Origin of the sequence: Rhizobium sp. Leaf453, assembly GCF_001425605.1 — a bacterium.
Taxonomy (GTDB): Bacteria; Pseudomonadota; Alphaproteobacteria; order Rhizobiales; family Rhizobiaceae; genus Pararhizobium.
In genome coordinates this window covers 75,939-101,964 of record NZ_LMRG01000007.1, presented here as the reverse complement: position 1 = coordinate 101,964, position 26,026 = coordinate 75,939, and the positions used below count along the sequence as shown (strand labels likewise).

The window sequence follows — 26,026 nt, the reverse complement described above, 5'->3', positions numbered from 1 at the left end:
GGATGAAGATGTCGATGGCCGTCATGACGGCGCTGTTTGGATTGTGCGCGCAGGTGGTATCGGCGGCCGACGCGATCGATCCGGAACGCATCGTCTCGGCTGCTACGGGCGACTGGGACAAGGACGGCAATGCGGACCTCGCCATGCTGGTCTCGCCCGGCGCCGACAGCGACGCGGACAACGCCGTCTACATCTATCTCAATAACGGCGACACCGGTGCGCTGGTGCTGAAGACGGTCGCACCCAACAAGATATGGGGCAACCTGGAAATGGCGGGACAGGTACCGTCGGTGACTGCCCTACCCAACGGCTCGATCCTGATTACCTCGCACAATGATGCGATTGGCCGCGATCGCTGGGAACAGAAGCTGACTGTCGCCTATCGCAATTTCGACTTTGTCGTCGCCGGCTACACCTACACGTCGTACGACACGCTGGATCCGGACAATACGACGGAATGCGATTTCAATGTCCTCACCGGCAAGGGAAAGAGCAATGGCCGAGCCGTGTCGGTCACCGGCAAGCTGATCTTCCTCAAGGACTGGAACGACGACGTGGGACAGACAGCCTGTCAGAAATAGCAGGCCCCGCTTAAACGGCTACAGTTCGACGACCTTGCCGTCCTCGATGGTCACGCGACGGTCCATGCGCGCGGCCAACTCGTAGTTGTGCGTAGCGATCATCGCGGCAAGACCGGACTGGCGCACCAGCGCCTCAAGCGCCTCGAAGACGTAGCCGGCGGTTTCCGGGTCGAGATTGCCGGTCGGTTCATCGGCCAGCAGAACCAGGGGCGCATTGGCAACGGCACGGGCAATCGCGACACGCTGCTGCTCGCCGCCGGACAGTTCGGACGGGCGATGCTCGGCGCGGTGACCGATCCTCATGTAGTCCAGCAGCGCGGCCGCCCGTTCGCGCGCCTCGGCCTTAGCAAGACCAGCGATCAGCTGCGGCATCATGATGTTTTCAATTGCCGTGAACTCCGGCAGCAGGTGGTGGAACTGGTAGACGAAACCGATCTCGTTACGGCGAATCGAGGTGCGCTGCTGGTCGCTGAGTTCGCCGCAGGACTGGCCGTTGATCAGGACCTCGCCAGCATCCGGGCGCTCCAAAAGGCCCGCAAGATGAAGCAGTGTCGACTTGCCGGTGCCGGACGGCGCCACGAGTGCGACGGTCTGGCCGCCGTGAAGGGAAAAGTTCGCACCCTTCAGAATCGTCAGGGTTTCGTCACCCTGGCTGTAATGCCGTTCGACGCCGGTAAGCTGCAGTGCCACGCGCGCATTCATCGTGTCGGTAATCCTTGGTTATTCGTAGCGCAGAGCCTGAACCGGATCGAGGCGCGAAGCGCGCCAGGCCGGAAAGATCGTGGCGAGGAAGGAAAGGCCGATGGCCATGGCGACCACGGAAATGGTCTCGCCCGGGTTCATGTCGGCCGGCAGCTGGCTGAGGAAGTAGAGTTCGGGATTGAACAGCGTCTCCCCGGAGAGCCAGGAGAAGAACTGGCGGATGGATTCGATGTTGAGACAGACGACGACGCCGAGAAGCACGCCGGCGAACGTTCCGACAATGCCGATTGCCGCGCCCGTCATGAAGAAGATGCGCATGATCGCCCCGGATGTCGCGCCCATGGTGCGCAGGATAGCGATATCGCGCCCCTTGTCCTTCACCAGCATGATCAGGCCGGAAACGATGTTGAGCGCCGCGACCAGCACGATCAGCGTCAGGATCATGAACATGACGTTGCGCTCGACGGACAGGGCCGAGAAGAACGTCTTGTTGCGGTCTCGCCAGTCGGTGAGAAACACCTGGCGGCCGGCGGCAGCGGCCTCCACCGGCGCACGCAGATCATCGACCAGATCCGGATTGGTCACAAACAGCTCGATCGACTGCGCGATGCCCGGTGCGTTGAAATAGAGCTGCGCCTCTTCGAGCGGCATGAAGATGATCGAGGCATCATATTCCGACATGCCAAGCTCGAAAACACCCGAGACCGTATAGGACTTCACCCGAGGATTGACGCCCATCGGTGTGATATCGCCCTCAGGCGAGACCAGCGTGATCGTGCCGCCGGCGGTGATGCCGAGCTGTTCGGCCATGCGCTTTCCGACCAGAACGCCGGTGCCCGCCGCATAACCGACGAGGTCGCCGGCGGTGACGTGATCCGCGATCGCCTTCATCTTGGTGAGGTCATCAGCGCGTACGCCGCGAACCAGGGCGCCGGTGCCTGCACCACTCGGGCCGGAGGCCAGCGTCTGCCCCTCGATCATCGGGATCGCCATGGTGACGCCCTGGATGCCGGAAAACTTCGTCGCCAGATCGGCATAATTGTCGAGCGGACCGTCGGTCGTCTGGACGATCATATGACCGTTGATGCCGAGGATGCGGGAAATCAGTTCCGTACGAAAGCCGTTCATGACGGCCATGACGATGATCAGCGTCGCGACACCGAGCATGATGCCGATGAAGGAAAAGCCGGCGATCACCGAAATGAACGCCTCCTTGCGGCGCGAGCGCAGGTAGCGCCAGGCCACCATGCGTTCGAATGTCGAAAATGCACGGCTCGACGGTGGCTGGGAAGCAACCGTCTTTTCCTGCTCTAGCGTCGCGGCGCTCATTCTCGGCCCCTTATTTCGCGGCGGTCAGCTTGTTGATGGCGGCCTCGATGGTCAATGTTTCACGCGCACCGGTCTTGCGATCCTTCAGTTCAACCTCGCCATTGGCGACAGAACGTGGGCCGGCGATGATCTGCACGGGCACGCCGATCAGGTCAGCCTGCGCGAACTTGGCGCCGGCACGATCGTCCGTATCGTCGTACAGCGTGTCGAAACCGGCCTTGTTCAGGGCTGCATAGATCGTCTCGCAGGCCGCGTCGCAGGCAGTGTCACCCGACTTCATGTTGATGACCACGGCATCGAACGGCGCGACGGAGGCCGGCCAGATAATGCCGTTTTCGTCATGCGAGGCTTCGATGATCGCCGGAACCAGGCGCGTCGGGCCGATACCGTAGGAGCCCATATGCACGGTGTGCTCCTTGCCGTCGGGTCCCTGAACCTTGCCGCCCATCGGCTCGGAATATTTCGTGCCGAAATAGAAGATGTGGCCGACTTCGATGCCGCGCGCCGAAAGACGATCGCCTTCCGGAATGGCGTTGAAGGCTGCCTCGTCATGCATTTCGGACGTTGCGGCATAGAGCGACGTCCACTTGTCGAACACGCCTTCCAGACCCTTGACGTTGTCGAAGTCTGTATCGACGGCCGGAATGTCGAAATCGACGAAATCCTTGTGGCAGAAAACCTCGGACTCGCCGGTATCGGCGAGGATGATGAATTCATGGCTGTGGTTGCCGCCGATCGGGCCGGTATCGGCGCGCATCGGAATGGCGCGAAGGCCGAGGCGATCGAAGGTGCGCAGATAGGCCACGAACATCTTGTTGTAGGAGTGGATCGCCCCCTCCTTCGTCAGGTCGAAGGAATAGGCGTCCTTCATCAGGAATTCTCGCGAGCGCATCGTGCCGAAGCGCGGACGGATCTCGTCGCGGAACTTCAGCTGGATATGATAGAGGTTCAGCGGCAGGTCCTTGTAGGACTTGACGTAGGACCGGAAAATGTCGGTGACCATTTCCTCGTTGGTCGGACCATAGAGCATCGGACGGTCCTGCCGGTCCTTGATGCGCAGCATTTCCTTGCCATAGGCCTCATAGCGGCCGCTTTCCTGCCAGAGCTCGGCGGATTGCAGCGTCGGCATCAGCAGCTCGATGGCGCCGGCGCGGTTCTGTTCCTCGCGGATGATCGCATTCACCTTGTCGAGAACGCGCTTGCCGAGCGGCAGCCAGCTATAGATGCCGGCAGACTGCTGCCGCACCATGCCGGCGCGCAGCATCAGCCGATGCGAGACGATCTCCGCTTCCTTGGGATTTTCCTTTAGAATGGGCATGAAAAAGCGGGACAGGCGCATGAATGGGTTCCAGAACTGAGAAGCATTTCGCACTATCTTTGGAATCGGGCGAAATAACGTTGAGCTTGCAGTCCAGTCACGCTTCCTATCGGCGCATTCCGGACACTGCCGTTTGACTTAATGCCGCGATGATCCGGCCAGTTGATTCCATTAGGAGGATGTACCGCGCTCACGCGTTCATAAACGCTTCGCAGCAGGAAGAAAACCCGTCATCTTCGCGGTCCCCAGACCTTACGGCAGCGGGATTTTCGGGGCATCGAAATCGGTGACGCATGCGTCAAAAAGGCACGGTAGTAACAGGATTTCGACAGAAGTTGTCAACGGAAAAATTTTGCTGAACTGTAGCAAAAATGCAAAAAAATCAGATGACAACGCATAATGTTTGAGCTAGTTTTGGCTCACAAAAGAGGCAGGGAGATTAAATTCTTGTCGATTTCGCGGTCAAGTCTTGGGAGGATAAGATCTTAGGCGCGGTCACACGCAGCCACCGGAAACGGATAAGGATCACGCGATACTTTAAAAAACAAGGCTTTTAGCCTTGTTTTTTTTTGGCTTTTTCCAGCGCAAATCAGTCATGAAACCGTCGCACTCCGCGATCGTGTCAATTATGTGGCACGTACATCACCATCCAAAAACTGACTCTACGTAAGTCGTTCACATTAGTGGATGTCGCAGGCGAAACACCTGCAACGCTGTCAATAGAATTTCGGAGCGAATTGCGGGATGACGTCGATGCCATAACCGAGGCGAACGGAGAGGATATACCAGGCGATGTGGATCACCGCCGCGAGCACCGACGTCGCCACAAAAATCTTCAACGGTCGAAACCGGGCCGGTGCGCTTTCGACACTGCCAGGCACCACGTCATTCTCCTCCGCCTGCGTCCGCAGTCCGATCGGCAGGACGATGAACAGCGACAGCCACCAGATGATGAAATAGATCGCGAAGACGGAAAAAAGCGGCATCTTGGTTCTCGCAGTAAAAGGTGGCCGAAACCTCCCCCTCGACAATGTGCGGCCTTATACCCCTTTCAGGTGCGCCACACAAACGCGCCTTTCTGTCACACCTGTTCCAGCTCGATCAGCGTTCCGAAGAAGTCTTTCGGATGCAGGAAGAGAACCGGCTTGCCGTGCGCACCAATCTTTGGCTTCCCATTGCCCAGCACCCTGCCCCCGGCTGCAACCAGACTGTCGCGGGCCGCAAGGATGTCGGCAACCTCGTAGCAGATGTGGTGCATGCCGCCGGAGGGGTTTTTCGCCAGGAAAGCAGCGATCGGCGAATCCTCACCGAGCGGCTCTAGCAGTTCGACCTTGGTGTTTTCGAGGGTAACGAACACGACGCGGACGCCATGCTCCGGCAAGTTGTCAGGCTCCGTCACCGAAGCACCAAGCATCGAGCGATACCGCTCCGCTGCCTCCGCGAGATCCGGTACAGCCAGAGCGATGTGATTGACACGTCCGAGCATGACTTTGCCTTTTCGCGCTTTCGTTTTCGCAACACCCGCCAACAGGACGCCGGCAGTCTCAGAGCCTGTTGACGAACACTGTCACCAGGGGTTTCTTACCCCAGACCTCGTTCGCCATGCTGCGGACGGCACGGCGCACGGCTTCCGTCACCATCGCAAGATCCTTGCGCTTGCCGCGCGGAATGCTTTCGACGGCGCCGAGCACGGCATCGTAGAGCGTGTCGTTCATGTCCTCGCCCTCGTCGTCAAATTCCGGCAGACCGATAGGGACGACGATCGGATCGGACGCGAAATCGTAGCGCTCGTCGAGAACCACATTGACGGAGACATGACCGGCGAAGGAGAGCTTGCGGCGCTCGCCAATTCCCATCTCGTCGAAATCGCCGATCAGGCCGCCATCCTTGTAGATGCGGCCATGCGGCGCTTCGCCGATCACGGTCGCCGGACCTGGCGCCAGCCGCAGGATATCGCCATTACGCACACGCGGAACGGTCTGGATGCCGGACTGGAGGCCAAGCTCCGCCTGCGCGGTCAGGTGCGCAGCCTCTCCATGCACCGGCACCAGCATCTGCGGCCGCGTCCAGGCATACATCTGCTGCAATTCGTTGCGGCGTGGATGGCCGGAAACATGCACCAGCGCCTCGGTATCGGTGACGATGTGGATGCCCTGCTCCACCAGGCCGTTCTTGATGTCGTTGATCGCCTTCTCGTTGCCGGGAATGGCACGCGAGGAAAAAACGACCGTGTCGCCGGCGGTCAGCGCAACATTGCGCATCTCATCGCGCGCGATCTTAGCAAGAGCGGCGCGGGATTCGCCCTGGCTGCCCGTCAGGATCACGACGACCTTGTCGCGCGGGATATAGCCGAATTCATCTTCGGCGATGAACGGATTCAACCCTTCCATCAGGCCGACGTCACGCGCGACATCGCAGACGCGCTTCATGGAACTGCCGAGAAGCAGGACCTCACGACCCGCAGCAGCGGACGCCTTGGCGATCGAGCGGATGCGGCCGACATTGGAGGAGAAGGTGGTGATCGCAACGCGTCCTTCGGCATCCTCGATGATCTTGGTGAGGCTGGCGGAAACTTCCTCTTCCGAGGGAGAAACGCCGTCGCGCATCGCATTGGTGCTGTCGCACATCAGCGCCAGAACGCCTTCGTCACCGATTGCGCGGAAACGGGCTTCGTCGGTGAACGGTCCGAGCGACGGCGCGTGATCGATCTTCCAGTCGCCGGTGTGGACGACATTGCCGAGCGGCGTACGAATAACCAGCGACATCGGCTCGGGGATCGAATGGTTGACACCAACCGCCTCGATCTCAAAGGGACCGACATTAATGCGGTCGCCTTCCTTGAAAATGGTGATCGGTACATCGGCACGGCTGCGCTCGTAGCTACGCTTGGCTTCCAGCATGCCGGCGGTGAACGGCGAGGCGTAAACCGGCACATTGAGACCCGGCCACAGGTCGGCAAGCGCACCGTAGTGATCTTCGTGGGCGTGGGTGATGATGATGCCCTTGAGGTTCTTGCGCTCCTCCGCCAGGAACCGGATATCGGGAAGCACCAGATCGACCCCAGGCAGATCAAGCCCCGGGAAGGTCACGCCGCAATCGACCATGATCCACTGGCGGTGGGATGGCGCGCCATAGCCGTAGAGGGCCAGGTTCATGCCGATTTCCCCAACACCGCCCAGCGGCAGGAAGACGAGTTCGTCTTGTTTGCTCATTGAAAGATTGCGCCTTTTTATCCGAAAAATACATCGCCGGCGGCGATACGCTGAACCGCGCCTGCTCCAAGATCAAGCATCAGCCGGCCTTCTTCATCTATGCCTTCAAACCGGCCGGAAAGCGAGTGGTCCGGCAGGTTGACGGTAATCTTCTGTCCGATCCCGCCGGCCGCAGACCGCCATTGCGCGATAATCTCGGCAATACCTTGACCATGGTTCCAAACCCGCAGCGCTTCCGCCATGCTGACGAACAGGCGGGCGAACAGGTCCTCGGGCGAGACGGATGCCCCCTGTGCATGCAAACTCGTGACAGGATAAAGCCCGTGATCCGGTACCAACGCGACATTGATGCCAATACCGATGACAAGGGCGTGATGACCGTTTGGCAAGCCCTCACCTTCAAGCAGGATACCGCAGCACTTCTTGCCTTCAATCAGAATATCGTTCGGCCATTTGATCATGACCGGCTCGGATCCCGTTGGCATGACCGACTGGATCACGTTCTGCACTGCCACCGCCACGGCAAGCGGCAGCGAATGCAGCCTGTCCATGGGGGCCGGGTCGATCAGCAACAGCGACGCATAGAGATTGCCGGCTTCCGAAACCCAGGACCTGCCCCGACGTCCCCGACCGGCAATCTGTCGTGTTGCCGTGATCCAGTGCAGGCCCGGGTCGCCGGCGCGCGCACGGTTCAGGCATTCTGTATTCGTCGACCCGACGTCACCTAGCGCTGTGTGCCGGAAATCATCGAGCGAAATCCGGTTTCCTCCGGTCAAAAGAAGGTCCGGGCAGCGACTTCCGCCGCGGTACCGATCCAGCCGCCAACCAGGACATAGGCCAGCACGAACAGGCCGGACAGACCATAAACGAGCCTCAGGACGCCGGACGGACGAGCAAATTCACCCTTCGGATCATCGAACCACATCAGCTTGACGACGCGCAGGTAGTAGTAGGCGCCGACAACGGAAGCGAGAACACCGATGATGGCCAGCGCGTACAGATGCGCCTCGATCGCCGCCATGAACACAAAGTACTTTGCAAAGAAGCCTGCGAGCGGCGGGATGCCGGCCAGCGAGAACATCATCACGGTCAGCACGGTCGCCATCAGCGGGTTGGTCTGCGACAGGCCGGCGAGATCATCGACATTCTCGACGTGATTGCCGTCCTTGCGCTTCATCGCCATGATGCAGGCGAAGGTACCGAGCGTCATGACCATATAGACCAGCATGTAGATCAGCACGCCGCGAACGCCGGCCATCGAGCCCGCCGAAATACCGACGAGCGCATAGCCCATGTGACCGATCGACGAATAGGCCATCAGTCGCTTGATGTTGGTCTGGCCAATCGCCGCAAACGCGCCAAGCACCATGGAGGCGATCGAGATGAAGACGATGACCTGCTGCCAGTCATGGACGATCGGCTGGAACGGCGTGATCACCAGGCGGATCAGCATCGCCATCGCAGCGACCTTCGGAGCGGCCGCGAAAAAGGCGGTGACCGGGGTCGGCGCGCCTTCGTATACGTCCGGCGTCCACATGTGGAACGGCACGGCCGAGATTTTGAAGGCAACGCCAGCTAGAATGAAGACGAGACCGAAGACGAGCCCGAGCGAACGGGTTTCCGCCGAGAGAGCCGTGGCAATGCCTTCAAAGCCGGTATGGCCGGTGAAACCGTAGACCAGCGACATGCCGTAGAGCAACATGCCCGAAGACAGGGCGCCGAGAACAAAATATTTCAGGCCGGCTTCCGTCGAGCGCAGATTGTCGCGGTTCATCGCGGCGACGACGTAGAGAGCGAGCGACTGCAGTTCGAGCGCCAGATAGACCGAGATCAGGTCGTTGGCCGAAATCATCAGCAGCATGCCGAGTGTCGCAAGGACGATCAGGACCGGGAATTCGAAACGGTTGATCCCGGCCGATCGCGCCTCGCCCGCCGACATGATCAGCGCGACGATCGAGCCGATCAACGTCAGGGTCTTCATGAACCGGCCGAAGGCATCCGACAGGAATGCGCCGTTATAGGCCTGGCCATCACCGGTCTGCCAGACAACGGCGCCGGCCACGGCGAGAAGGATGACCGCGAGCGTTGTCACCAGCCCAGACGCCTTCTCTCCCGAGAAGACACCGATCATCAGCAGAACCAGGGCGCCGACCGCAAGAATGAGTTCCGGCGTCGACAGGTGCAGGCTTGCGAGGAATGTTTCAGCAGTCATTTCAATCCCGTCCCGTCGTCATTCCGCGTGAAGCGCGACATCATGCGCCGCCTGCACGGCTGCAGTGTAGTTGTTGACCAGTACATCCACCGAGGCTGCCGTCGCATCGAACACCGGAGCCGGATAGACGCCGAAAAAGATGGTGAGCACGATCAGCGGATAGAGAAGCACCTTTTCCCGGCCCGAAAGATCGAGCATCGACTTCAGATTTTCCTTCTCCAGTGCACCGAAGATGACCCGGCGATAAAGCCAGAGCGCATAGCAGGCAGAGAAGATGACGCCGGTCGTGGCGAAGAAGGCAACCCAGGTGTTAGCCCGGAAGGCGCCGAGCAGCGTCGTGATTTCACCGACGAAGCCCGAAGTTCCCGGTAGACCGACATTGGCCATGGTCAGGATCATGAAGACCACCGCGTATTTCGGCATGTTGTTGACCAGACCGCCATAGGCGCTGATTTCGCGGGTATGCAGACGGTCATAGACGACGCCGACGCAAAGGAAGAGCGCGCCGGAGACGATACCGTGCGACAGCATCTGGAAGATCGCACCCTGCACGCCCTGCGTATTGGCAGCGAAGATACCCATCGTCACGTAACCCATATGGGCAACCGAGGAATAGGCGATCAGTTTCTTGATGTCGGTCTGCATCATCGCCACAAGCGAGGTGTAGATGATAGCGACTACGGAGAGCGTGAACACGAACGGCGCGAAATAATCCGAGGCCAGCGGGAACATCGGCAGCGAGAAGCGCAGGAAACCGTAACCGCCGAGCTTCAAGAGAACGCCCGCCAGGATGACGGAGCCAGCCGTCGGCGCCTGAACGTGCGCATCCGGAAGCCAGGTATGGACCGGCCACATCGGCATCTTCACCGCGAACGAGGCGAAGAAGGCGAGCCATAGCCAAGTCTGCATCTGGCGCGGGAACTGATAGGCCAGCAGTTCGGCGATATCGGTCGTTCCGGCCTGCCAGTACATCGCCATGATGGCGAGCAGCATCAGCACCGAGCCGAGCAGCGTGTAGAGGAAGAACTTGTAGGACGCGTAGACGCGGTCCTTGCCACCCCAGACGCCGATGATGATGAACATCGGGATCAGGCCGGCTTCGAAGAAGACGTAGAACAGAACGATGTCGAGCGAGACGAAGACGCCGATCATGAACACTTCCAGAAGCAGGAAGGCGATCATGTAGGACTTCAGGCGCTTTTCGATCGTCACCCAGCTTGCCAGAATGCAGAACGGCATCAGGAAGGCGGACAGCACGACGAACAGCATCGAAATGCCGTCGACGCCGAGATGATAGGAAATTCCGGTGCCGAGCCAGGCATGCTTTTCCACCATCTGGAAGCCTGGATTGGCATAGTCGAAGCTCGCCCAGACCCAGACCGACACGAAGAAGGTCACGATCGTCGTAGCAAGCGAAATGTTGAGAATGTTGCGGCGGCCCGACGCGCTGTCTTCACGCGTCAGGAGTAGCAGAAGGACACCTGCGAGAGGCAGGAAGGTGACCAACGAAAGAATAGGCCAGTCGGTCATCAGAGGGAACTCCCGAGCATCATCCAGGTAACAAGTGCGGCAATGCCGATCAGCATCGCGAAGGCGTAGTGATAGAGGTAACCGCTCTGCAGGCGAACGACGCGGTCGGTGACATCCATGACGCGGGCGGCAATGCCGTTCGGGCCGAAGCCATCGATGACGCGACCGTCACCTTCCTTCCACAGGAAGGTACCGATGCGCTTGGCCGGACGGACGAACAGGAAGTCGTAGAGTTCGTCAAAGTACCACTTGTTGAGCAGGAACTGGTAGAGACCTCGATGCTGCTCGGCGAGGTAACGCGGCGTGCCAGGCGACCGGATATACATGTACCATGCGGTCGCAAAACCAAGCAGCATGGCGATGAACGGGCTGAGCTTTACCAGTGCGGGAACGTGATGGAAGTGCTCGAGAATCTCGTTTTCCGGTCCCGTATAGAGCGCCCCCTGCCAGAACTCGGCATAGTGGTGACCGAAGAAGCGGCTTTCGAACGCCATACCGGCCGCAATAGCCCCAACGCCGAGGATGAACAGCGGCACGAGCATGACCATCGGCGATTCATGGACGTGATGCATGACTTCATGGGAAGCGCGCGGCTTGCCGTAGAAGGTCATGAAGATCAGGCGCCAGGAATAGAAGCTGGTGAAGCAGGCGCCGATGACCAGCATCGTGAAGGCGAAACCGGCCAGCGGGGAATGGGCCGCATAGGCGCTTTCGATGATGATGTCCTTAGAGATGAAGCCGGCAAAGCCCCAGCCCAGGAACGGAATACCAACACCGGTGATGGCCAGTGTACCGATCATCATCATCCAGAACGTCAGCTTGATGTGCGAGCGCAGGCCGCCCATGTAGCGCATGTCCTGCTCGCCATCGACGGCATGGATGACCGAGCCGGCGCAAAGGAACAGCAGTGCCTTGAAGAAGGCGTGCGTGAACAGGTGGAAGATCGCCGCGCCATAGGCGCCGACGCCGAGCGCCACGAACATGTAGCCGAGCTGCGAACAGGTCGAATAGGCGATGACGCGCTTGATGTCGTTCTGCACGAGGCCGACGGTCGCCGCGAAGAAGGCGGTGATAGCGCCGACCAGCGTCACGACGATCAGGGCCGTGTGCGACAGTTCGAACAGCGGCGACATGCGAGCGACGAGGAAGACGCCGGCGGTGACCATGGTTGCGGCATGGATCAGCGCCGAAACAGGCGTCGGGCCTTCCATCGCGTCCGGCAGCCAGGTGTGCAGCAGGAACTGCGCAGACTTGCCCATCGCGCCCATGAAGAGCAGCAGGCAGACGGCCGTGATCGCATGGGCCTTGTCGAGATGCATGCCGAAGAGATTGATCACGGCTTCAGCCGCTGCATGGGCGCCATCCGTGGCGGCACCATGGGCTTCGCCAGCCGGCAGATAGGTCGAGGCAGCGGCGAAGATCGTCTCGAAGCTGATCGAGCCGAACAGAACGAAAACGCCGAAGATGCCGAGCGCGAAACCGAAGTCGCCGACGCGGTTGACGATGAAGGCCTTCATGGCAGCGGCCGACGCGGACGGCTTCTTGTACCAGAAACCGATCAGCAGATAGGACGCCAGACCCACGCCTTCCCAGCCGAAGAACATCTGCAGCAGGTTGTCGGAGGTGATCAGCATCAGCATCGCAAAGGTGAACAGCGACAGGTAGGCGAAGAAGCGCGGCCGATGCGGATCGTGGTGCATGTACCCGATCGAATAGATGTGAACCAGGCAGGAGACCGAGTTGACGACGACGAACATGACAGCCGTCAGCGTATCGACGCGGAAGGCCCATTCGGTGTCGAAGCTGCCGGACTGGATCCAGCGCATCACCGTGACCTTGATCATCTCCGTCTCGCCGAGCGCGACGTTGAAGAACACGATCCAGGACAGAACCGCGACGATGATCATGAAACCGCTGGTAACGTATTCCGAAGCCTTGGCGCCGATCGAGGTGCCGAACAGACCCGCGATCAGGAAGCCGATCAGCGGCAGGAAAACGATAGCTTGAATAATCGTATTCATAGCCCGATCAGCCCTTCATCATGTTGACGTCTTCCACGGCGATGGAGCCGCGGTTGCGGTAGAAGACGACGAGAATTGCAAGACCGATGGCGGCTTCCGCAGCCGCGACGGTCAGAATGAACAGCGCGAACACCTGGCCGGTGATGTCGTTCAGGAACGACGAGAAGGCGACCATGTTGATGTTGACGGCAAGCAGGATGAGTTCCACCGACATCAGGATGACGATGACGTTCTTCCGGTTGAGGAAGATGCCGAAGACGCCCAGTGTGAACAGGATGGCGCTGACGGTCAGATAATGGGAAATACCGATTTCCATGATGATGTTCCTTGACCTCGCGTCCGTCTTATAAGCCCTGCCCCGACTTCACCTTGACCACTTCGACAGCGGTCTTGGGCGAACGGGCAACCTGCGTGGGAATGTCCTGGCGCTTGATGTTCTCGCGATGGCGCAGCGTCAGCACGATTGCGCCGATCATCGCCACCAGCAGCACAAGGCCGGCGATCTGGAAGAAATAGACATAGTGGGTGTAGAGCACGTCGCCGAGCGCGGCCGTGTTCGTGCGATCGGCGATTGCCGGGATCGGCATCGAGATCGTCTTGGCGATCTCAGGCGAAAGCGTGCTGCCACCGATCACGATGATGAGTTCAGCTGCCAGAATGAGGCCGATCAGCGCGCCGACCGGCGCATATTCAAGCACGCCCGACCGCAGCTGCGTGAAGTCGATGTCGAGCATCATGACGACGAAGAGGAAGAGAACGGCAACCGCGCCGATGTAGACCACCAGCAGGATCATCGCCAGAAACTCGGCGCCCGTCAGCAGGAACAGCCCCGCCGAATTGAAGAAGGTCAGGATCAGGAACAGCACGGAGTAAACCGGGTTGCGCGCAGAAATGACCATGAACGCCGACGCGACCGCGACGAACGAAAATAGATAGAAAAAAAGAGCCTGCAGACCCATGATCGGTGCCTTTTTCGTCTTCCCCGGGCGGGCATGGCCAGAACCACCCTGCCCGCTGGCGTACCGGAGTGCCCGGCCAACGCCTCAATCTGAATACTGCCCGCCTCGGCGGCGGACGTCGTCCCGGTGCAAAAGTCTCAGCGGTAAGGCGAGTCGATTGCGATGTTGCGGGCGATTTCACGTTCCCAACGGTCGCCGTTGGAGAGCAGCCGCTCCTTGTCGTAGTAGAGTTCTTCGCGCGTCTCGGTGGCGAATTCGAAATTCGGACCTTCGACGATCGCGTCTACCGGACAGGCTTCCTGGCAGAAACCGCAATAGATGCACTTCACCATGTCGATGTCGTAACGCACCGTGCGGCGCGTGCCATCGTTGCGGCGCGGGCCGGCTTCGATGGTGATCGCCTGAGCAGGACAGATCGCCTCGCACAGCTTGCACGCGATGCAACGCTCCTCGCCATTCGGATAACGGCGCAGCGCATGCTCGCCACGGAAGCGCGGGCTAACCGGCCCCTTCTCGAACGGATAGTTCAGCGTCGCCTTCGGCGCGAAGAAATAGCGCATCGACAGAAAGAACGCGCCCACGAATTCCTTGAGGAACAGCGAACTGACGGCTTGCGAGATACTTGCCATCATCAACCTCCATACGTGCCGGCCTGGGAGGCGCCGGCTGACTGTGTGAAACGGTTTGCGAACATCAGGCCCACACCACCAGTTTCAGCGTAATTGCAACAATGAAGACCATGGCGAGCGACAGCGGAAGGAAGACCTTCCAGCCGAGACGCATCAGTTGGTCATAGCGATAGCGTGGCACGAAGGCCTTCACCATGGCGAACATGAAGAACACCATCGAAGCCTTGAGGACGAACCAGATGATGCCCGGGACCCAGTTGAGGAACCAGACGTCGACCGGAGGCAGCCAGCCGCCGAGGAACAGGATCGTCGTCAGCGCGCACATCAGGCAGATGGCGGCATATTCGCCGAGCATGAACATCATGTACGGGGTGGAGCCGTATTCGACCATGAAGCCGGCGACCAGTTCCGATTCCGCTTCGACGAGGTCGAAGGGCGGACGATTGGTCTCGGCCAGCGCCGAAATGAAGAAGACGATGAACATCGGGAACAGCGGCAGCCAGTACCAATCCAGGAAAGATCCCGGAAGGCCCATCATCGTGCCGAGGCCGTCCTTCTGCGAATTGACGATGTCCGTCAGGTTCAGCGATCCGACGCAGAGCAGGACGGTGACGATGACGAAACCGATCGAGACTTCATACGAGACCATCTGGGCCGCGGAGCGAAGCGCGGACAGGAACGGATATTTCGAGTTCGATGCCCAGCCGCCCATGATGACGCCATAAACTTCCAGTGAAGATATGGCGAGGACATAGAGGATGCCGACATTGATATTGGCCATCACCCAGTTTTCGTTGAGCGGAACGACGGCCCAGGCCGCCAGCGCCAGCGTCACCGAAACCAGTGGTGCCAGCAGGAACAGCGCCTTGTTGGCGCCGGCCGGAATGACCGGCTCCTTGAAGACGAACTTCAAAAGGTCGGCGAAGGACTGGAAAAGTCCCCACGGACCTACCACATTCGGTCCACGGCGCAGCTGAACCGCAGCCCAGACCTTGCGGTCGGCAAGCAGGATGTAGGCAATAAAGATCAGGAGCGCGACCAGAAGCAGCAGCGACTGGCCGATGATGATGGCCGTTGGCCAGACATAGGTCGAAATGAAAGCGTCCATTGTCGTCTTATTCCTTCGCTCTCATTCCGCCGCAGCTTTGAAATTGTTGCGTGCCAAAGCCGAACATTCGGCCATGACGGCGGATGCGCGTGCTATCGGGTTCGTCAAATAGAAGTCTTTGACCGGAGACGCAAATACCGATTTGGCCATCTCACCGGCTTTTTGTGCAAGTGCGGCAATTTCACCGCTTGCGCCTGCTGCGATTGTATCGACATCGGCGAAATGCGGGTGCGCCGCGTAGAGCTTGCCGCGCAGTTCGCCAAGCGAATCAAACGGCAGCTTCTTCCCGAGAACGTCCGACAAGGCGCGGATGATCGCCCAGTCTTCGCGTGCATCGCCCGGCGCGAAGCCGGCGCGATTGCCCATCTGGACGCGGCCTTCGGTGTTGACCCAGGTGCCCGACTTTTCGGTGTAAGTCGCAGCCGGCAGGATGACGTCGGCGCCATGCGCGCCTTCATCGCCGTGCGAACCGATATAGACGGTGAAACCGGCGGTCTTGCCGGAGAAGTCCATTTCGTCCGCGCCGAGCAGGAAGAGGACGTCGGTGGCCGTCAGCATCTCTGTTGCGGTCTTGCCCCCCTCGCCCGGCACGAAGCCGAGATCGAGGCCACCGACGCGCGAGGCGGCGGTGTGAAGAACGGCAAAGCCGTTCCAGTCTGCAGTGACAGCGCCGACAGCACCTGCAAGCTTCGCAGCAGCAGCCAGAACCGAAGCGCCGTTGTCGCCGGAGATTGCCCCCTGACCGATGATGATCATCGGACGTTCGGCTTTCTTCAGAACGCTCAGGAACTTGCCCTTGCCGGCAACCAGTTCGACCAGCGAATCCGTGCCAGCACCGAGATATTCGTAGGAGTAACGCAGTTCGGCCTGCTCGCCGATCACGGCGATCGGGAAGTTGGCCATGCGGAAGCGCTTGCGGATACGGGCGTTGAGAACTGATGCTTCAAAACGCGGGTTCGAGCCAATGATCAGCAGGGCGTCGGCACTTTCAATACCCTGGATCGTGGGGTTGAACAGGTAGCTGGAGCGGCCGAGCGACGGGTCGAGAGCTGAGCCATCCTGGCGGCAGTCGATATTCTTCGAGCCGAGCGCGGTGATCAGTTCCTTCAGCGCATACATTTCTTCGACGGAAGCGAGATCGCCGGCGATCGCGCCGATCCGGTCAGCGCTGGTCTTGGCAACGGCTGCCTTGATGGCGCCGAAGGCCTCGTTCCAGGTCGCCGGCTGCAGGCGGCCGTTCTTCTTCACATACGGACGGTCCAGACGTTGGGTTTTCAAGCCATCCCAGATGAAGCGGGTCTTGTCGGAGATCCATTCTTCGTTGATCTCCTCATTGACGCGCGGCATGACACGCATGACTTCGCGGCCACGGGTATCGACGCGGATGGCCGAGCCGACAGCGTCCATCACGTCGACGGATTCGGTCTTGCCGAGTTCCCAAGGACGGGCATTGAAGGCATAGGGCTTGGAGGTCAGCGCACCGACCGGGCAGAGGTCAACGACATTGCCCTGCAGCTCGGAGGTCATGGCCTGTTCGAGGTAGGTGGTGATCTCGGCGTCCTCGCCACGGCCGATCAGGCCAAGTTCGGCAATGCCGGCGACTTCGGTGGTGAAGCGGACGCAGCGCGTGCAGTGAATGCAGCGGTTCATCACAGTCTTGACCAGCGGGCCGATATATTTGTCTTCGACGGCGCGCTTGTTCTCGTTGTAGCGGGTCGAATCGACACCGAAGGCCATGGCCTGGTCCTGCAGGTCGCATTCGCCGCCCTGGTCGCAGATCGGGCAGTCCAGCGGATGGTTGATCAGCAGGAATTCCATGACGCCTTCGCGGGCCTTCTTGACCATCGGCGTGGTCGTGAAGACTTCCGGGGCTTCGCCGTTCGGGCCGGGACGCAGGTCGCGCACGCCCATGGCGCAGGACGCAGCCGGTTTCGGCGGTCCGCCCTTCACCTCGATCAGACACATGCGGCAGTTGCCGGCGACCGACAGCCGTTCATGGAAACAGAAGCGCGGAACTTCGGCGCCGGCTTCTTCGCATGCTTGAAGCAGCGTGAAATGATCCGGAACTTCGATTTCTTTTCCGTCGACTTTCAGCTTTGCCATCGTAGTCTCAATCCTGTCCTTCGTCTGCCAGCATCAGCGGCAGACCAATATTATTAGGCACGCCAATCTTTGAACGACGCCCTTGCGGCGCCATCCGAAACTTTCAATTCTTGCCCTTCATCAGGGCCTTTGCCTGCTCGACCCAGCCATCGCGGACGATCCGTCCGGCAAAACCCAACTGCTCGTCAAAGCGCTGCACATCCTTATCGGTCCACAGCGCGACATCCGCATAACGGTGGATGCCCATTCCGTTCAAAACCTGCTCCAGCTTCGGGCCGATGCCCGAAATCTTCTTCAAGTCGTCCGCCTTGGCTTCCACCACCCGGGCCGCCGCCTTCAGCCGCTTCGGTCTCTCGACCTTCGCAGCTGGCCTAGCCTCCGATGCGGCCTTTGGCTCTGGCTTTTCGGCGGGCGCCTGCCCTGCCGTTTCAGCCTTTGCCTCTTCAGCCGGCGCTACCGCCTGAGCCCGTTCCGCCATGCCCTGCATCGCGCCAAGCATGAAGCCCGCCACATGGCTGGTCATGCCGATCCCAATCGCGGTGGCTGCCGCAAACGCCGCCGCCGGATGCTGCATCAGCGGATGCAGCGGCACCTTCGGCAATTCCTTCAACCACTCGGCCATGCCGAACGGGTCTTCACCGCTGCCAACCCCGGAAGCGAAGCCCGGACCGGCAGTGCCTGCCTCTTTGTCCTTGTTCGTTCCGTGATCGGACTTGATCATTGTGCTACTCCGCTGCCTGCAGCACCGCGCCATGCGAGGTGGAATTGCGGGTGTACTGATCGATCCGCGCCTCCATCTCCGGGCGGAAGTTGCGGATCAGGCCCTGGATCGGCCATGCCGCCGCGTCACCGAGCGCGCAGATCGTATGACCTTCGACCTGCTTGGTGACATCGAACAGCATGTCGATCTCGCGCTTCTGGGCGCGGCCCTGAACCATGCGCTCCATGACGCGCATCATCCAGCCGGTGCCTTCACGGCACGGCGTGCACTGGCCGCAGCTCTCGTGCTTGTAGAAGGCAGCGAGGCGCCAGATGGCCTTGATGATGTCGGTCGAGCGGTCCATGACGATGATCGCTGCAGTGCCGAACGACGACTTCACGTCGCGCATGCCGTCGAAATCCATCGGGGCGTCGATGATGTGTTCCGCCTTCACGACCGGGCAGGACGAGCCGCCCGGGATGACAGCGAGAAGGTTATCCCAACCGCCACGGATACCGCCGCAATGACGCTCGATCATCTCGCGGAACGGCGTACCCATCGCGTCTTCGAATGTGGCAGGGCGATTGACGTGGCCGGAGACCATGAACAGCTTGGTGCCGACATTGTTCGGACGGCCGATGGCCGAAAACCAGCTGGCGCCACGGCGCAGGATGGTCGGGGCAACGGCGATCGACTCGACATTGTTGACAGTCGTCGGGCAGCCGTAGAGGCCCATATTGGCTGGGAACGGAGGCTTCAGGCGCGGCTGGCCCTTCTTGCCTTCCAGGCTTTCGAGCAGCGCGGTTTCCTCGCCGCAGATATAGGCGCCGGCGCCGTGATGGACGAAGATGTCCATGTCCCAGCCGTGCTTGTTGTTAGCGCCGAGAAGGCCGGCATCGTAACATTCATCGATCGCGGCCTGCAGCGCCTCACGCTCGCGGATATATTCGCCGCGAACGTAGATATAGGCGGTGTGCGCGCCCATGGCGAAACTCGCAATCAGGCAGCCTTCGATCAGCGTATGCGGGTCGTGGCGCATGATGTCACGGTCCTTGCAGGTACCGGGCTCGGATTCGTCGGCATTGACGACGAGGTAATGCGGACGGCCGTCCGATTCCTTCGGCATGAAGGACCACTTGAGACCGGTTGGGAAGCCTGCGCCGCCACGACCACGAAGACCCGAAGCCTTCATCTCGTTGATGATCCAGTCTCGGCCCTTTTCCAGGATCTGCTTGGTGCCATCCCAATGGCCACGGCTCATCGCGCCTTTCAGCGACTTGTCATGAATGCCGTAGATATTCGTAAAAATGCGGTCTTTATCGTCCAGCATGGTTCATCTGTCCTATCGCGGCTTCTTGCCGAAAACTTTGATGTATTCGGCTTCGCCGCCCTTGGCCAAGGCCTTGGCCTGCTTGATCCAGTCGTCGCGCTCGATGCGGCCCTTGAAATTCAGATAGCCGTCGACCCATTCGCGTTCGGCCTTCTTCCAGCCCGCGACCTGCGCGAAGGTGAAGATGCCGAGTTCGTGCAGAATGCCTTCGATCTTCGGACCGACGCCCGAGATCAGCTTGAGATCGTCAGGTGCAGCCGGGCGTTCGATGCCGGCAGGACGGTTCTTGTCCTCAAGCGAGGGCTTGGCAGCCGCAGCGGCCGGCTTGCTCACGAGCGCGGCAGGCGTTGCTGCACCGGTCTCGACCTTCGCGACATTTCCACCTTCGGCCTTCGTCTCGCCCGCGGCCTTGTCGTTGGCTGCGGAGGCAGCCTTGGCAGTCACCGGCGTCTTCAGGGTCGGGTCGGTTTCCGGAGCATCCGTCTTCGGTCGGCCGGCATTCGACGGCGGCACGCTGACAGCGGCGTCTTCGGCAACCTTTTTGGCGCGCGGCGCGACCGGCTTCTTTTCCGGCGTCAGCAGCGTGGTCAGGCCACCGACCGGAGCGGAGAAGATACGGTCGATCTGAGGACCCGGCTTGACGTCGGCACCCTTGCCTGCGTCGAAACGGTCGATGATGTATTCCAACTGCGGAACCGTCAGGTCTTCATAGGTATCCTTGAAGATCATCACCATCGGCGCGTTGACGCAGGTCCCCTGACACTCAACCTCTTCCCAGGACAGCGTGCCGGCTTCGTTCGGCGTCAGCGGGTCGGGATGGATGCGCTTCTTGCAGAGGCTGATCAAGTCTTCCGAACCGCGCAGCATGCAGGGGGTCGTGCCGCAAACCTGGACGTGCGCACGCGTGCCCACCGGCTTCAGCTGGAACTGGGTGTAGAAGGTCGCTACTTCCAATACGCGGATATACGGCATGGCCAGCATGTCGGCGACGGATTCGATCGCAGCCTTGGTGACCCAGCCATCCTGCTCCTGTGCCCGCATCAACAGCGGAATGACCGCGGATTGCTCGCGACCCTTCGGATATTTCTTGATCGTGGCTTTGGCCCAGACGGCGTTGTCCTTGTTGAAGGCAAAGGCCGCTGGCTGGACATTTTCATCGGCTAGTCGACGAACGGACATTCTTCCCGCACCTTATCAGTTAATCGACCCGCACCGCGATTTCGCCAGGGAGACGAATTCGCAGGCAAAGGCCGACTGGTCTTTTTGCACAAATACGATGTAGCGCGTGCCATTCGGCACTGCAGCCTTGATTTCATAGCCCCGGGACAGGAGTTGCCCCAAGGTACCGCCCGACGAACCGCCCGCGAGATTCTGATCATCGGACTTCGGCTCGGCTTCCTGCGCCAAAGCCGGCCCGAACGCTGCCAGCAATCCCAACACTGCAAGGGCGGTCGCGCGCATCAACGGTCTACCTCGCCGAACACGATATCGAGCGAGCCGAGAATTGCGGAAACGTCCGCCAACTGATGGCCGCGACAGATGTAGTCCATGGCCTGCAGATGCGCATAACCCGGCGCGCGGATCTTGCAGCGATAAGGCTTGTTGGTACCGTCGGAGATGAGATAGACGCCGAACTCGCCCTTCGGCGCTTCAACGGCGGCATACACTTCGCCTTCCGGCACGTGATAGCCTTCGGTGTAGAGCTTGAAGTGGTGAATCAGCGCTTCCATCGAACGCTTCATCTCGCCTCGCTTCGGCGGCACGATCTTGCCGTCCAGCGACGAAACCGGACCAATCTTGGCATCGCCCAGCAGGCGATTGACGCACTGGCGCATGATCTTTGCCGATTCCCGCATCTCGATCATGCGGATCAGGTATCGATCGTAGCAGTCGCCGTTCTTGCCGATCGGAATGTCGAAATCCATGTCGGCGTAGCATTCGTAAGGCTGCGACTTGCGCAAATCCCATGCAGCACCCGAACCGCGCACCATGACACCGGAGAAACCCCAGGCCCAGGCATCCGCCAGACTGACGACGCCGATATCGACGTTGCGCTGCTTGAAGATGCGGTTACCAGTCAAAAGCTCGTCGATATCATCAACGGTCTTGAGGAACGGGTCGATCCACTTGCCGATATCCTCGACGAGTTCGTGCGGCAGGTCCTGGTGGACGCCACCCGGACGGAAATAGGCCGAGTGCATGCGCGCGCCGCAAGCACGCTCATAAAACACCATCAGTTTTTCGCGCTCTTCGAAGCCCCAGAGCGGCGGCGTCAGCGCACCGACGTCCATGGCCTGCGTAGTGACGTTCAAGAGATGCGACAGGATACGGCCGATTTCCGAATAGAGCACACGGATCAACTGGCCGCGGATCGGAACTTCCGTCTTCGTCAGCTTTTCGACGGCCAGCGCATAGGCATGCTCCTGGTTCATCGGCGCGACATAGTCGAGCCGGTCGAAATAGGGCACGGCCTGCAGATAGGTCTTCGTCTCGATCAGCTTTTCGGTGCCGCGATGCAGCAGACCGATATGCGGATCGACGCGCTCGACGATTTCACCGTCGAGTTCAAGCACAAGACGGAGAACCCCGTGCGCCGCCGGATGCTGCGGGCCGAAATTGATATTGAAATTCCGGACGTTATGTTCGTTCATGCCGCTTACTCCGAGCCGACAGCACCTTCGCCCTTGCGACTGTGTCGGCCTTCCTTGCTCTTACTGCTTCGCCTTTTCATCACCCGGCAGAACGTAGTCCGTTCCTTCCCAGGGCGACATGAAATCGAAGTTTCGGAATTCCTGCTTCAGTTCCACCGGCTCGTACACGACTCGCTTGGCTTCGTCGTCATAGCGAACCTCGACGAAACCGGTCGTCGGGAAGTCCTTGCGCAGCGGGTAACCTTCGAAACCGTAATCGGTCAGAATGCGGCGCAGGTCCGGATGGCCGGTGAAGAGGATGCCGTACATGTCGTAGGCTTCGCGCTCGAACCAGTCGGCGCCCGGATAGACGGCGCAGGCCGACGGAACCGGCTGGTCTTCGCCCGTCGCCACCTTGACGCGAATGCGCAGGTTCTGCTTCGGCGACAGCAGGTGATAGACGACATCGAAGCGCTCGGCGCGCTTGGGCCAGTCCACACCACAGATGTCGGTGAAATTGACGAAACCGCAGCGGGCGTCGTCGCGCAGGAACGTCAGCAGTTCGATCACGTTGTCGGCGGTCGCGGTCAATGTCAGTTCGCCGAAACTCACGGCAGCATCGGCAATCAGCGCACCGCGCGTCTCGCGCAGGTAGGTTGAAAGGTCGTTCAGGGCTTCACTCATTGCTCAGGTCCCCTGCCCTTACCGTTCGATCGTGCCTGTGCGGCGGATCTTCTTCTGCAGCAGGAGCACGCCGTAAAGGAGCGCTTCTGCCGTGGGAGGACAGCCCGGCACATAGATATCAACCGGCACGACGCGGTCGCAGCCGCGCACCACCGAATAGGAATAGTGATAGTAACCGCCGCCATTGGCGCACGATCCCATCGAGATGACGTAACGCGGCTCAGGCATCTGGTCGTAAACCTTGCGCAGAGCGGGTGCCATCTTGTTGGTCAGCGTGCCGGCGACGATCATCACGTCGGACTGACGCGGTGACGCGCGCGGCGCGAAACCGAAGCGCTCGGCGTCATAGCGCGGCATGGACATCTGCATCATTTCGACGGCGCAGCAGGCCAGACCAAAGGTCATCCACATCAGCGAACCGGTACGAGCCCAGTTGATCAGTTCATCCGTCGAGGTGACCAGAAAACCCTTGTCAGCGAGTTCGTTGTTGATCTCGCCGAAGAACTTGTCGTTGCTGCCGATGGGCTTGCCGGTCGAGGGATCGATGATCCCCTTCGGCGCCTGGGATACGGCAGGCATATTGGTTGCTACTCCCATTCGAGCGCTCCCTTCTTCCATTCATAGATGAAGCCGATGGTCAGCACTCCGAGGAACGCCATCATCGACCAGAAACCGAACCAGCCCATTTCCTTGAAGGAAACAGCCCATGGGAACAGGAACGCCACTTCGAGGTCGAAGATGATGAAGAGAATCGACACGAGATAGAATCGGATGTCGAACTTCATGCGGGCGTCGTCGAAGGCGTTAAAGCCGCACTCGTAGGCGGAAAGCTTTTCATCGTCGGGCGCCTTGTAGGCGACGGCGAACGGCGCGATCAGGAGCGCAAGGCCAATAACCAGCGAGATACCGATGAAAATCGCGATCGGGATGTAGGAACCGAGAAGGTCTGTCATTGTATCCGTCCCTGCCTGCGAGGCGCGCTGGAGAAGCGCAGAAAACAAGGCTCACAGGCCGAAAAATATGTTGCAACGCCAAAGTGGTTAGCGCAGCCAGCGCCGCTGTGCAAGCCTTCAGAACGGTTTTCACCCCCTTGTGTGGCAGGAATGAAGACCGGGCAAAAGCTAGCATCTCCGGCAGCCGGGCGCAAATCGCAGGAAACCGTTGCAAAGGCAAGCGGAACAACAGGCAAGCCGCCTGATCGTCGCACCCAAGGACATATGGTCGCGCCCTTTCAAATCGATTGAATTGCACTCGGCAAGTCCTGGACTTGAGACATGGGCAGAGCCCGCGAGATGTCGCATCGCTGCATGGCCAGCATCCGGAATTTGCATGGCTGACGGAGGCGCAACCGCGACGCAAGCTTGCTTACGTAAAGTGCGCCTAATAGAGGGCGAACTGATGGATGACATTCCCTGGCATGAGAGCCTGCTACTCGAGTTCAACGGTCGCCAAGATGTCGTGACCGTTTCCAGTTCTCTCCAGGCCGCCGATCTGCTGCTGCATCAGTGGCCGAAGAAGCGAGGGCCGAGCTACAAACTCGCCGTCATGACCTGCCTCGATTCATTCAGAGGAAAACAGCCGCCCGAACTCGTTCGGCAAGATCTGATCGCAGCTGCGATCGAGGCGCATATCTACGTCAAGGTGTAACCCGCCAATACCTGACGCATGCCAGACACAGAAGACTGACAGGATGCCCGCCAACGGCGAAAGCCAGTGACCCGGGATACGGCGCAGCTTGCCGCGAGCAGTTACCGTGCGAAAAGATCAGCAAAGAGGTAGCATGCCATGAAACGGATCGCTCACCATCGACACGCCCTCCCCTCACGAACGCGGTCGCCGGTCCCGCGGGACATTCTCCACGATGATATCTGGCACGGCGGGACGGGAATCACCTTCATGCCTATCATGGTGCGCATCTCGACCCTTCATCCTGGAAGTGACGAATACCCGCCTCAATACATGACAGCGAGCGATTTGCGCGAAACGCTGATTCTGGCACTCGACGCGGATGAGGCCCGGATCGACTTTGTCTGTCGTCAGGTCGAAGAAACCGGAAGCTGCGAACTTGGAGATGATTCCGGACAGTCCGGGTATCGGTTCGACAAGGTTCTCCACGCCTGACCTCGTGCGGCATCGAATCGCGTATTGCGCATGCGATGACTACGAACGCCACGGATTGAAATAACAGAATAACCGCTTCAGCGACCCGGCTGAGCAGCAACGCATCACAGATAGAGTACATTTTCTGGAGAAGGAAATGGCGCGAGTGACGGGGCTCGAACCCGCGACCTCCGGCGTGACAGGCCGGCACTCTAACCGACTGAGCTACACCCGCGCACTAGGACGAAAACTCCGGACCTAGGCAAATTGCCCATCTTGAAATGGCGCGAGTGACGGGGCTCGAACCCGCGACCTCCGGCGTGACAGGCCGGCACTCTAACCGACTGAGCTACACCCGCGCATTGCATTTCAAGTGATCCGGATGCCTTGGCATCCGTTCGAACCGGGCTGGCCGCTTCGATGAGCGGCTAACTACGAGGTTCATCTTTGGGTGTCAAGCAGGTTTGGAGACAAAACCGTGACAGTCGTCGAATTGTTTCCACAGGCCTGAAAGAACACGAGGAAAAGTCCAACGGCTGACTCGGCGTCATCTCCCCTACCCCGGCTTCGCCTGACTCAAGGACAGGCAGTTTCCCGTGCGGCACACATCATTTTTCCACATCCGATTTTACTCGCCATCATCGGCGCCACCGGCGCTTTGCAAAAAAATCAAAAAAATCTGAGTTTCCGCTCTTGCGGTTTTTCACCGATACGCATAGATCACGGCCACCGACGCGGCGGACATTGCTTCTGCTTCGCGAAGGGCGATTAGCTCAGTTGGTAGAGCGCCTCGTTTACACCGAGGATGTCGGCGGTTCGAGTCCGTCATCGCCCACCATCCCTTTTTTTCCCACTGTTTCATTTTCCATCGAAGCGCT

Annotated in this window: 26 protein-coding genes and 3 tRNA genes; 4 read left to right on the top strand and 25 right to left on the bottom strand. The window is 59.9% G+C overall.

The window, feature by feature from the left end:
• Positions 1-2: 2 nt before the first annotated feature.
• On the top strand, positions 3-581 hold the full coding sequence (locus ASG68_RS10770; RefSeq protein ID WP_113567568.1) for a hypothetical protein: 579 nt from the start codon (positions 3-5) through the stop codon (positions 579-581).
• 18 nt (positions 582-599) lie between these two features.
• On the opposite strand, the gene ASG68_RS10765 is transcribed toward ASG68_RS10770, so the two are convergent.
• The 23 genes from ASG68_RS10765 to ASG68_RS10655 all read right to left on the bottom strand — a co-directional run bounded on the left by ASG68_RS10765 (position 600) and on the right by ASG68_RS10655 (position 24,001).
• Positions 600-1,283, bottom strand: coding sequence for an ABC transporter ATP-binding protein (locus ASG68_RS10765; protein WP_062576430.1), 684 nt, complete (start codon positions 1,281-1,283; stop codon positions 600-602).
• A gap of 18 nt (positions 1,284-1,301) precedes the next feature.
• Positions 1,302-2,612, bottom strand: coding sequence for a lipoprotein-releasing ABC transporter permease subunit (locus ASG68_RS10760; RefSeq protein WP_062576428.1), 1,311 nt, complete (start codon positions 2,610-2,612; stop codon positions 1,302-1,304).
• A gap of 10 nt (positions 2,613-2,622) precedes the next feature.
• On the bottom strand, positions 2,623-3,951 hold the full coding sequence (gene proS / locus ASG68_RS10755; protein WP_062576426.1) for a proline--tRNA ligase: 1,329 nt from the start codon (positions 3,949-3,951) through the stop codon (positions 2,623-2,625).
• A 695-nt stretch (positions 3,952-4,646) separates the two neighbouring features.
• Positions 4,647-4,916, bottom strand: coding sequence for a DUF1467 family protein (locus ASG68_RS10750; RefSeq protein WP_062576424.1), 270 nt, complete (start codon positions 4,914-4,916; stop codon positions 4,647-4,649).
• A gap of 95 nt (positions 4,917-5,011) precedes the next feature.
• A complete protein-coding gene (mce, locus tag ASG68_RS10745) occupies positions 5,012-5,416 on the bottom strand; it encodes a methylmalonyl-CoA epimerase (protein WP_062576422.1) in 405 nt (134 codons plus the stop codon).
• 58 nt (positions 5,417-5,474) lie between these two features.
• Positions 5,475-7,142, bottom strand: coding sequence for a ribonuclease J (locus ASG68_RS10740; protein WP_062576420.1), 1,668 nt, complete (start codon positions 7,140-7,142; stop codon positions 5,475-5,477).
• Between the two features lie 17 nt (positions 7,143-7,159).
• The gene (locus ASG68_RS10735) at positions 7,160-7,918 is read right to left on the bottom strand and encodes a biotin--[acetyl-CoA-carboxylase] ligase (protein WP_062576418.1); all 759 of its coding nucleotides are present in this window, start codon (positions 7,916-7,918) and stop codon (positions 7,160-7,162) included.
• The gene (gene nuoN, locus ASG68_RS10730) at positions 7,915-9,354 is read right to left on the bottom strand and encodes an NADH-quinone oxidoreductase subunit NuoN (RefSeq protein ID WP_062576416.1); all 1,440 of its coding nucleotides are present in this window, start codon (positions 9,352-9,354) and stop codon (positions 7,915-7,917) included. Before nuoN ends, ASG68_RS10735 begins: the two co-directional genes overlap by 4 nt.
• Positions 9,355-9,372: 18 nt before the next feature.
• On the bottom strand, positions 9,373-10,884 hold the full coding sequence (locus ASG68_RS10725) for an NADH-quinone oxidoreductase subunit M (RefSeq protein ID WP_062576413.1): 1,512 nt from the start codon (positions 10,882-10,884) through the stop codon (positions 9,373-9,375).
• Complete coding sequence (gene nuoL, locus ASG68_RS10720) at positions 10,884-12,905, bottom strand: NADH-quinone oxidoreductase subunit L (protein ID WP_062576411.1); 2,022 nt, start codon at positions 12,903-12,905, stop codon at positions 10,884-10,886. The genes ASG68_RS10725 and nuoL overlap by 1 nt, the downstream gene beginning before the upstream one ends.
• A gap of 7 nt (positions 12,906-12,912) precedes the next feature.
• On the bottom strand, positions 12,913-13,221 hold the full coding sequence (gene nuoK / locus ASG68_RS10715; RefSeq protein ID WP_025426592.1) for an NADH-quinone oxidoreductase subunit NuoK: 309 nt from the start codon (positions 13,219-13,221) through the stop codon (positions 12,913-12,915).
• 28 nt (positions 13,222-13,249) lie between these two features.
• A complete protein-coding gene (locus tag ASG68_RS10710) occupies positions 13,250-13,864 on the bottom strand; it encodes an NADH-quinone oxidoreductase subunit J (protein ID WP_062576408.1) in 615 nt (204 codons plus the stop codon).
• A 137-nt stretch (positions 13,865-14,001) separates the two neighbouring features.
• A complete protein-coding gene (nuoI, locus tag ASG68_RS10705; RefSeq protein ID WP_062576406.1) occupies positions 14,002-14,493 on the bottom strand; it encodes an NADH-quinone oxidoreductase subunit NuoI in 492 nt (163 codons plus the stop codon).
• 64 nt (positions 14,494-14,557) lie between these two features.
• Positions 14,558-15,601: an NADH-quinone oxidoreductase subunit NuoH gene (gene nuoH / locus ASG68_RS10700; protein WP_062576405.1), complete on the bottom strand. Its 1,044-nt coding sequence runs from the start codon at positions 15,599-15,601 to the stop codon at positions 14,558-14,560.
• 21 nt (positions 15,602-15,622) lie between these two features.
• Positions 15,623-17,704, bottom strand: a complete 2,082-nt coding sequence (gene nuoG / locus ASG68_RS10695) for an NADH-quinone oxidoreductase subunit NuoG (RefSeq protein ID WP_062576403.1) — start codon at positions 17,702-17,704, stop codon at positions 15,623-15,625.
• A 103-nt stretch (positions 17,705-17,807) separates the two neighbouring features.
• On the bottom strand, positions 17,808-18,425 hold the full coding sequence (locus ASG68_RS10690; RefSeq protein ID WP_062576399.1) for a hypothetical protein: 618 nt from the start codon (positions 18,423-18,425) through the stop codon (positions 17,808-17,810).
• Positions 18,426-18,429: 4 nt separating this feature from the next.
• Positions 18,430-19,734, bottom strand: a complete 1,305-nt coding sequence (nuoF, locus tag ASG68_RS10685; protein ID WP_062576398.1) for an NADH-quinone oxidoreductase subunit NuoF — start codon at positions 19,732-19,734, stop codon at positions 18,430-18,432.
• 12 nt (positions 19,735-19,746) lie between these two features.
• A complete protein-coding gene (locus tag ASG68_RS10680) occupies positions 19,747-20,913 on the bottom strand; it encodes an NADH-quinone oxidoreductase subunit E (RefSeq protein ID WP_062576396.1) in 1,167 nt (388 codons plus the stop codon).
• Between the two features lie 15 nt (positions 20,914-20,928).
• The gene (locus ASG68_RS10675) at positions 20,929-21,195 is read right to left on the bottom strand and encodes a hypothetical protein (RefSeq protein ID WP_062576394.1); all 267 of its coding nucleotides are present in this window, start codon (positions 21,193-21,195) and stop codon (positions 20,929-20,931) included.
• Complete coding sequence (locus ASG68_RS10670) at positions 21,195-22,385, bottom strand: NADH-quinone oxidoreductase subunit D (protein ID WP_062576392.1); 1,191 nt, start codon at positions 22,383-22,385, stop codon at positions 21,195-21,197. The genes ASG68_RS10675 and ASG68_RS10670 overlap by 1 nt, the downstream gene beginning before the upstream one ends.
• A 60-nt stretch (positions 22,386-22,445) precedes the next feature.
• Positions 22,446-23,048 (bottom strand): NADH-quinone oxidoreductase subunit C, encoded by a 603-nt coding sequence (locus ASG68_RS10665; RefSeq protein ID WP_062576390.1) that lies wholly within the window; start codon positions 23,046-23,048, stop codon positions 22,446-22,448.
• 18 nt (positions 23,049-23,066) lie between these two features.
• Positions 23,067-23,645, bottom strand: a complete 579-nt coding sequence (locus ASG68_RS10660; RefSeq protein ID WP_062576388.1) for a NuoB/complex I 20 kDa subunit family protein — start codon at positions 23,643-23,645, stop codon at positions 23,067-23,069.
• Positions 23,636-24,001, bottom strand: a complete 366-nt coding sequence (locus ASG68_RS10655) for an NADH-quinone oxidoreductase subunit A (protein ID WP_056331826.1) — start codon at positions 23,999-24,001, stop codon at positions 23,636-23,638. Before ASG68_RS10655 ends, ASG68_RS10660 begins: the two co-directional genes overlap by 10 nt.
• 376 nt (positions 24,002-24,377) lie before the next feature.
• Here ASG68_RS10655 and ASG68_RS10650 point away from each other — a divergent pair, with 376 nt between their 5' ends.
• Positions 24,378-24,695 (top strand): DUF982 domain-containing protein, encoded by a 318-nt coding sequence (locus tag ASG68_RS10650; RefSeq protein ID WP_082478456.1) that lies wholly within the window; start codon positions 24,378-24,380, stop codon positions 24,693-24,695.
• A 138-nt stretch (positions 24,696-24,833) separates the two neighbouring features.
• Positions 24,834-25,169, top strand: a complete 336-nt coding sequence (locus tag ASG68_RS31335) for a hypothetical protein (protein ID WP_113569435.1) — start codon at positions 24,834-24,836, stop codon at positions 25,167-25,169.
• 137 nt (positions 25,170-25,306) lie between these two features.
• On the opposite strand, the gene ASG68_RS10645 is transcribed toward ASG68_RS31335, so the two are convergent.
• Both ASG68_RS10645 and ASG68_RS10640 read right to left on the bottom strand, forming a co-directional pair.
• A tRNA-Asp gene (locus ASG68_RS10645) sits at positions 25,307-25,383 on the bottom strand.
• 47 nt (positions 25,384-25,430) lie between these two features.
• Positions 25,431-25,507, bottom strand: a tRNA-Asp gene (locus ASG68_RS10640).
• A 403-nt stretch (positions 25,508-25,910) separates the two neighbouring features.
• On the opposite strand from ASG68_RS10640, the gene ASG68_RS10635 reads away from it, so the two are divergent.
• Positions 25,911-25,986: transfer RNA gene (locus tag ASG68_RS10635), tRNA-Val, on the top strand.
• Positions 25,987-26,026: the final 40 nt, after the last annotated feature.

Bases quoted from the DNA above. Each gene is read 5' to 3' on its own strand.
- proS (WP_062576426.1), bottom strand. From the start codon at position 3,951: ATGCGCCTGTCCCGCTTTTTCATGCCCATTCTAAAGGAAAATCCCAAG.
- ASG68_RS10680 (WP_062576396.1), bottom strand. From the start codon at position 20,913: ATGTCCGTTCGTCGACTAGCCGATGAAAATGTCCAGCCAGCGGCCTTT.
- ASG68_RS10740 (WP_062576420.1), bottom strand. From the start codon at position 7,142: ATGAGCAAACAAGACGAACTCGTCTTCCTGCCGCTGGGCGGTGTTGGG.
- ASG68_RS10655 (WP_056331826.1), bottom strand. From the start codon at position 24,001: ATGACAGACCTTCTCGGTTCCTACATCCCGATCGCGATTTTCATCGGT.
- nuoF (WP_062576398.1), bottom strand. From the start codon at position 19,734: ATGCTGGACGATAAAGACCGCATTTTTACGAATATCTACGGCATTCAT.
- ASG68_RS31335 (WP_113569435.1), top strand. From the start codon at position 24,834: ATGAAACGGATCGCTCACCATCGACACGCCCTCCCCTCACGAACGCGG.
- ASG68_RS10750 (WP_062576424.1), bottom strand. From the start codon at position 4,916: ATGCCGCTTTTTTCCGTCTTCGCGATCTATTTCATCATCTGGTGGCTG.
- nuoI (WP_062576406.1), bottom strand. From the start codon at position 14,493: ATGGCAAGTATCTCGCAAGCCGTCAGTTCGCTGTTCCTCAAGGAATTC.
- ASG68_RS10710 (WP_062576408.1), bottom strand. From the start codon at position 13,864: ATGGGTCTGCAGGCTCTTTTTTTCTATCTATTTTCGTTCGTCGCGGTC.
- nuoK (WP_025426592.1), bottom strand. From the start codon at position 13,221: ATGGAAATCGGTATTTCCCATTATCTGACCGTCAGCGCCATCCTGTTC.
- ASG68_RS10675 (WP_062576394.1), bottom strand. From the start codon at position 21,195: ATGCGCGCGACCGCCCTTGCAGTGTTGGGATTGCTGGCAGCGTTCGGG.
- ASG68_RS10770 (WP_113567568.1), top strand. From the start codon at position 3: ATGAAGATGTCGATGGCCGTCATGACGGCGCTGTTTGGATTGTGCGCG.
- nuoH (WP_062576405.1), bottom strand. From the start codon at position 15,601: ATGGACGCTTTCATTTCGACCTATGTCTGGCCAACGGCCATCATCATC.
- ASG68_RS10725 (WP_062576413.1), bottom strand. From the start codon at position 10,884: ATGACCGACTGGCCTATTCTTTCGTTGGTCACCTTCCTGCCTCTCGCA.
- nuoL (WP_062576411.1), bottom strand. From the start codon at position 12,905: ATGAATACGATTATTCAAGCTATCGTTTTCCTGCCGCTGATCGGCTTC.
- ASG68_RS10665 (WP_062576390.1), bottom strand. From the start codon at position 23,048: ATGAGTGAAGCCCTGAACGACCTTTCAACCTACCTGCGCGAGACGCGC.
- ASG68_RS10670 (WP_062576392.1), bottom strand. From the start codon at position 22,385: ATGAACGAACATAACGTCCGGAATTTCAATATCAATTTCGGCCCGCAG.
- mce (WP_062576422.1), bottom strand. From the start codon at position 5,416: ATGCTCGGACGTGTCAATCACATCGCTCTGGCTGTACCGGATCTCGCG.
- ASG68_RS10660 (WP_062576388.1), bottom strand. From the start codon at position 23,645: ATGGGAGTAGCAACCAATATGCCTGCCGTATCCCAGGCGCCGAAGGGG.
- ASG68_RS10760 (WP_062576428.1), bottom strand. From the start codon at position 2,612: ATGAGCGCCGCGACGCTAGAGCAGGAAAAGACGGTTGCTTCCCAGCCA.
- nuoG (WP_062576403.1), bottom strand. From the start codon at position 17,704: ATGGCAAAGCTGAAAGTCGACGGAAAAGAAATCGAAGTTCCGGATCAT.
- ASG68_RS10690 (WP_062576399.1), bottom strand. From the start codon at position 18,425: ATGATCAAGTCCGATCACGGAACGAACAAGGACAAAGAGGCAGGCACT.
- nuoN (WP_062576416.1), bottom strand. From the start codon at position 9,354: ATGACTGCTGAAACATTCCTCGCAAGCCTGCACCTGTCGACGCCGGAA.
- ASG68_RS10765 (WP_062576430.1), bottom strand. From the start codon at position 1,283: ATGAATGCGCGCGTGGCACTGCAGCTTACCGGCGTCGAACGGCATTAC.
- ASG68_RS10650 (WP_082478456.1), top strand. From the start codon at position 24,378: ATGGCTGACGGAGGCGCAACCGCGACGCAAGCTTGCTTACGTAAAGTG.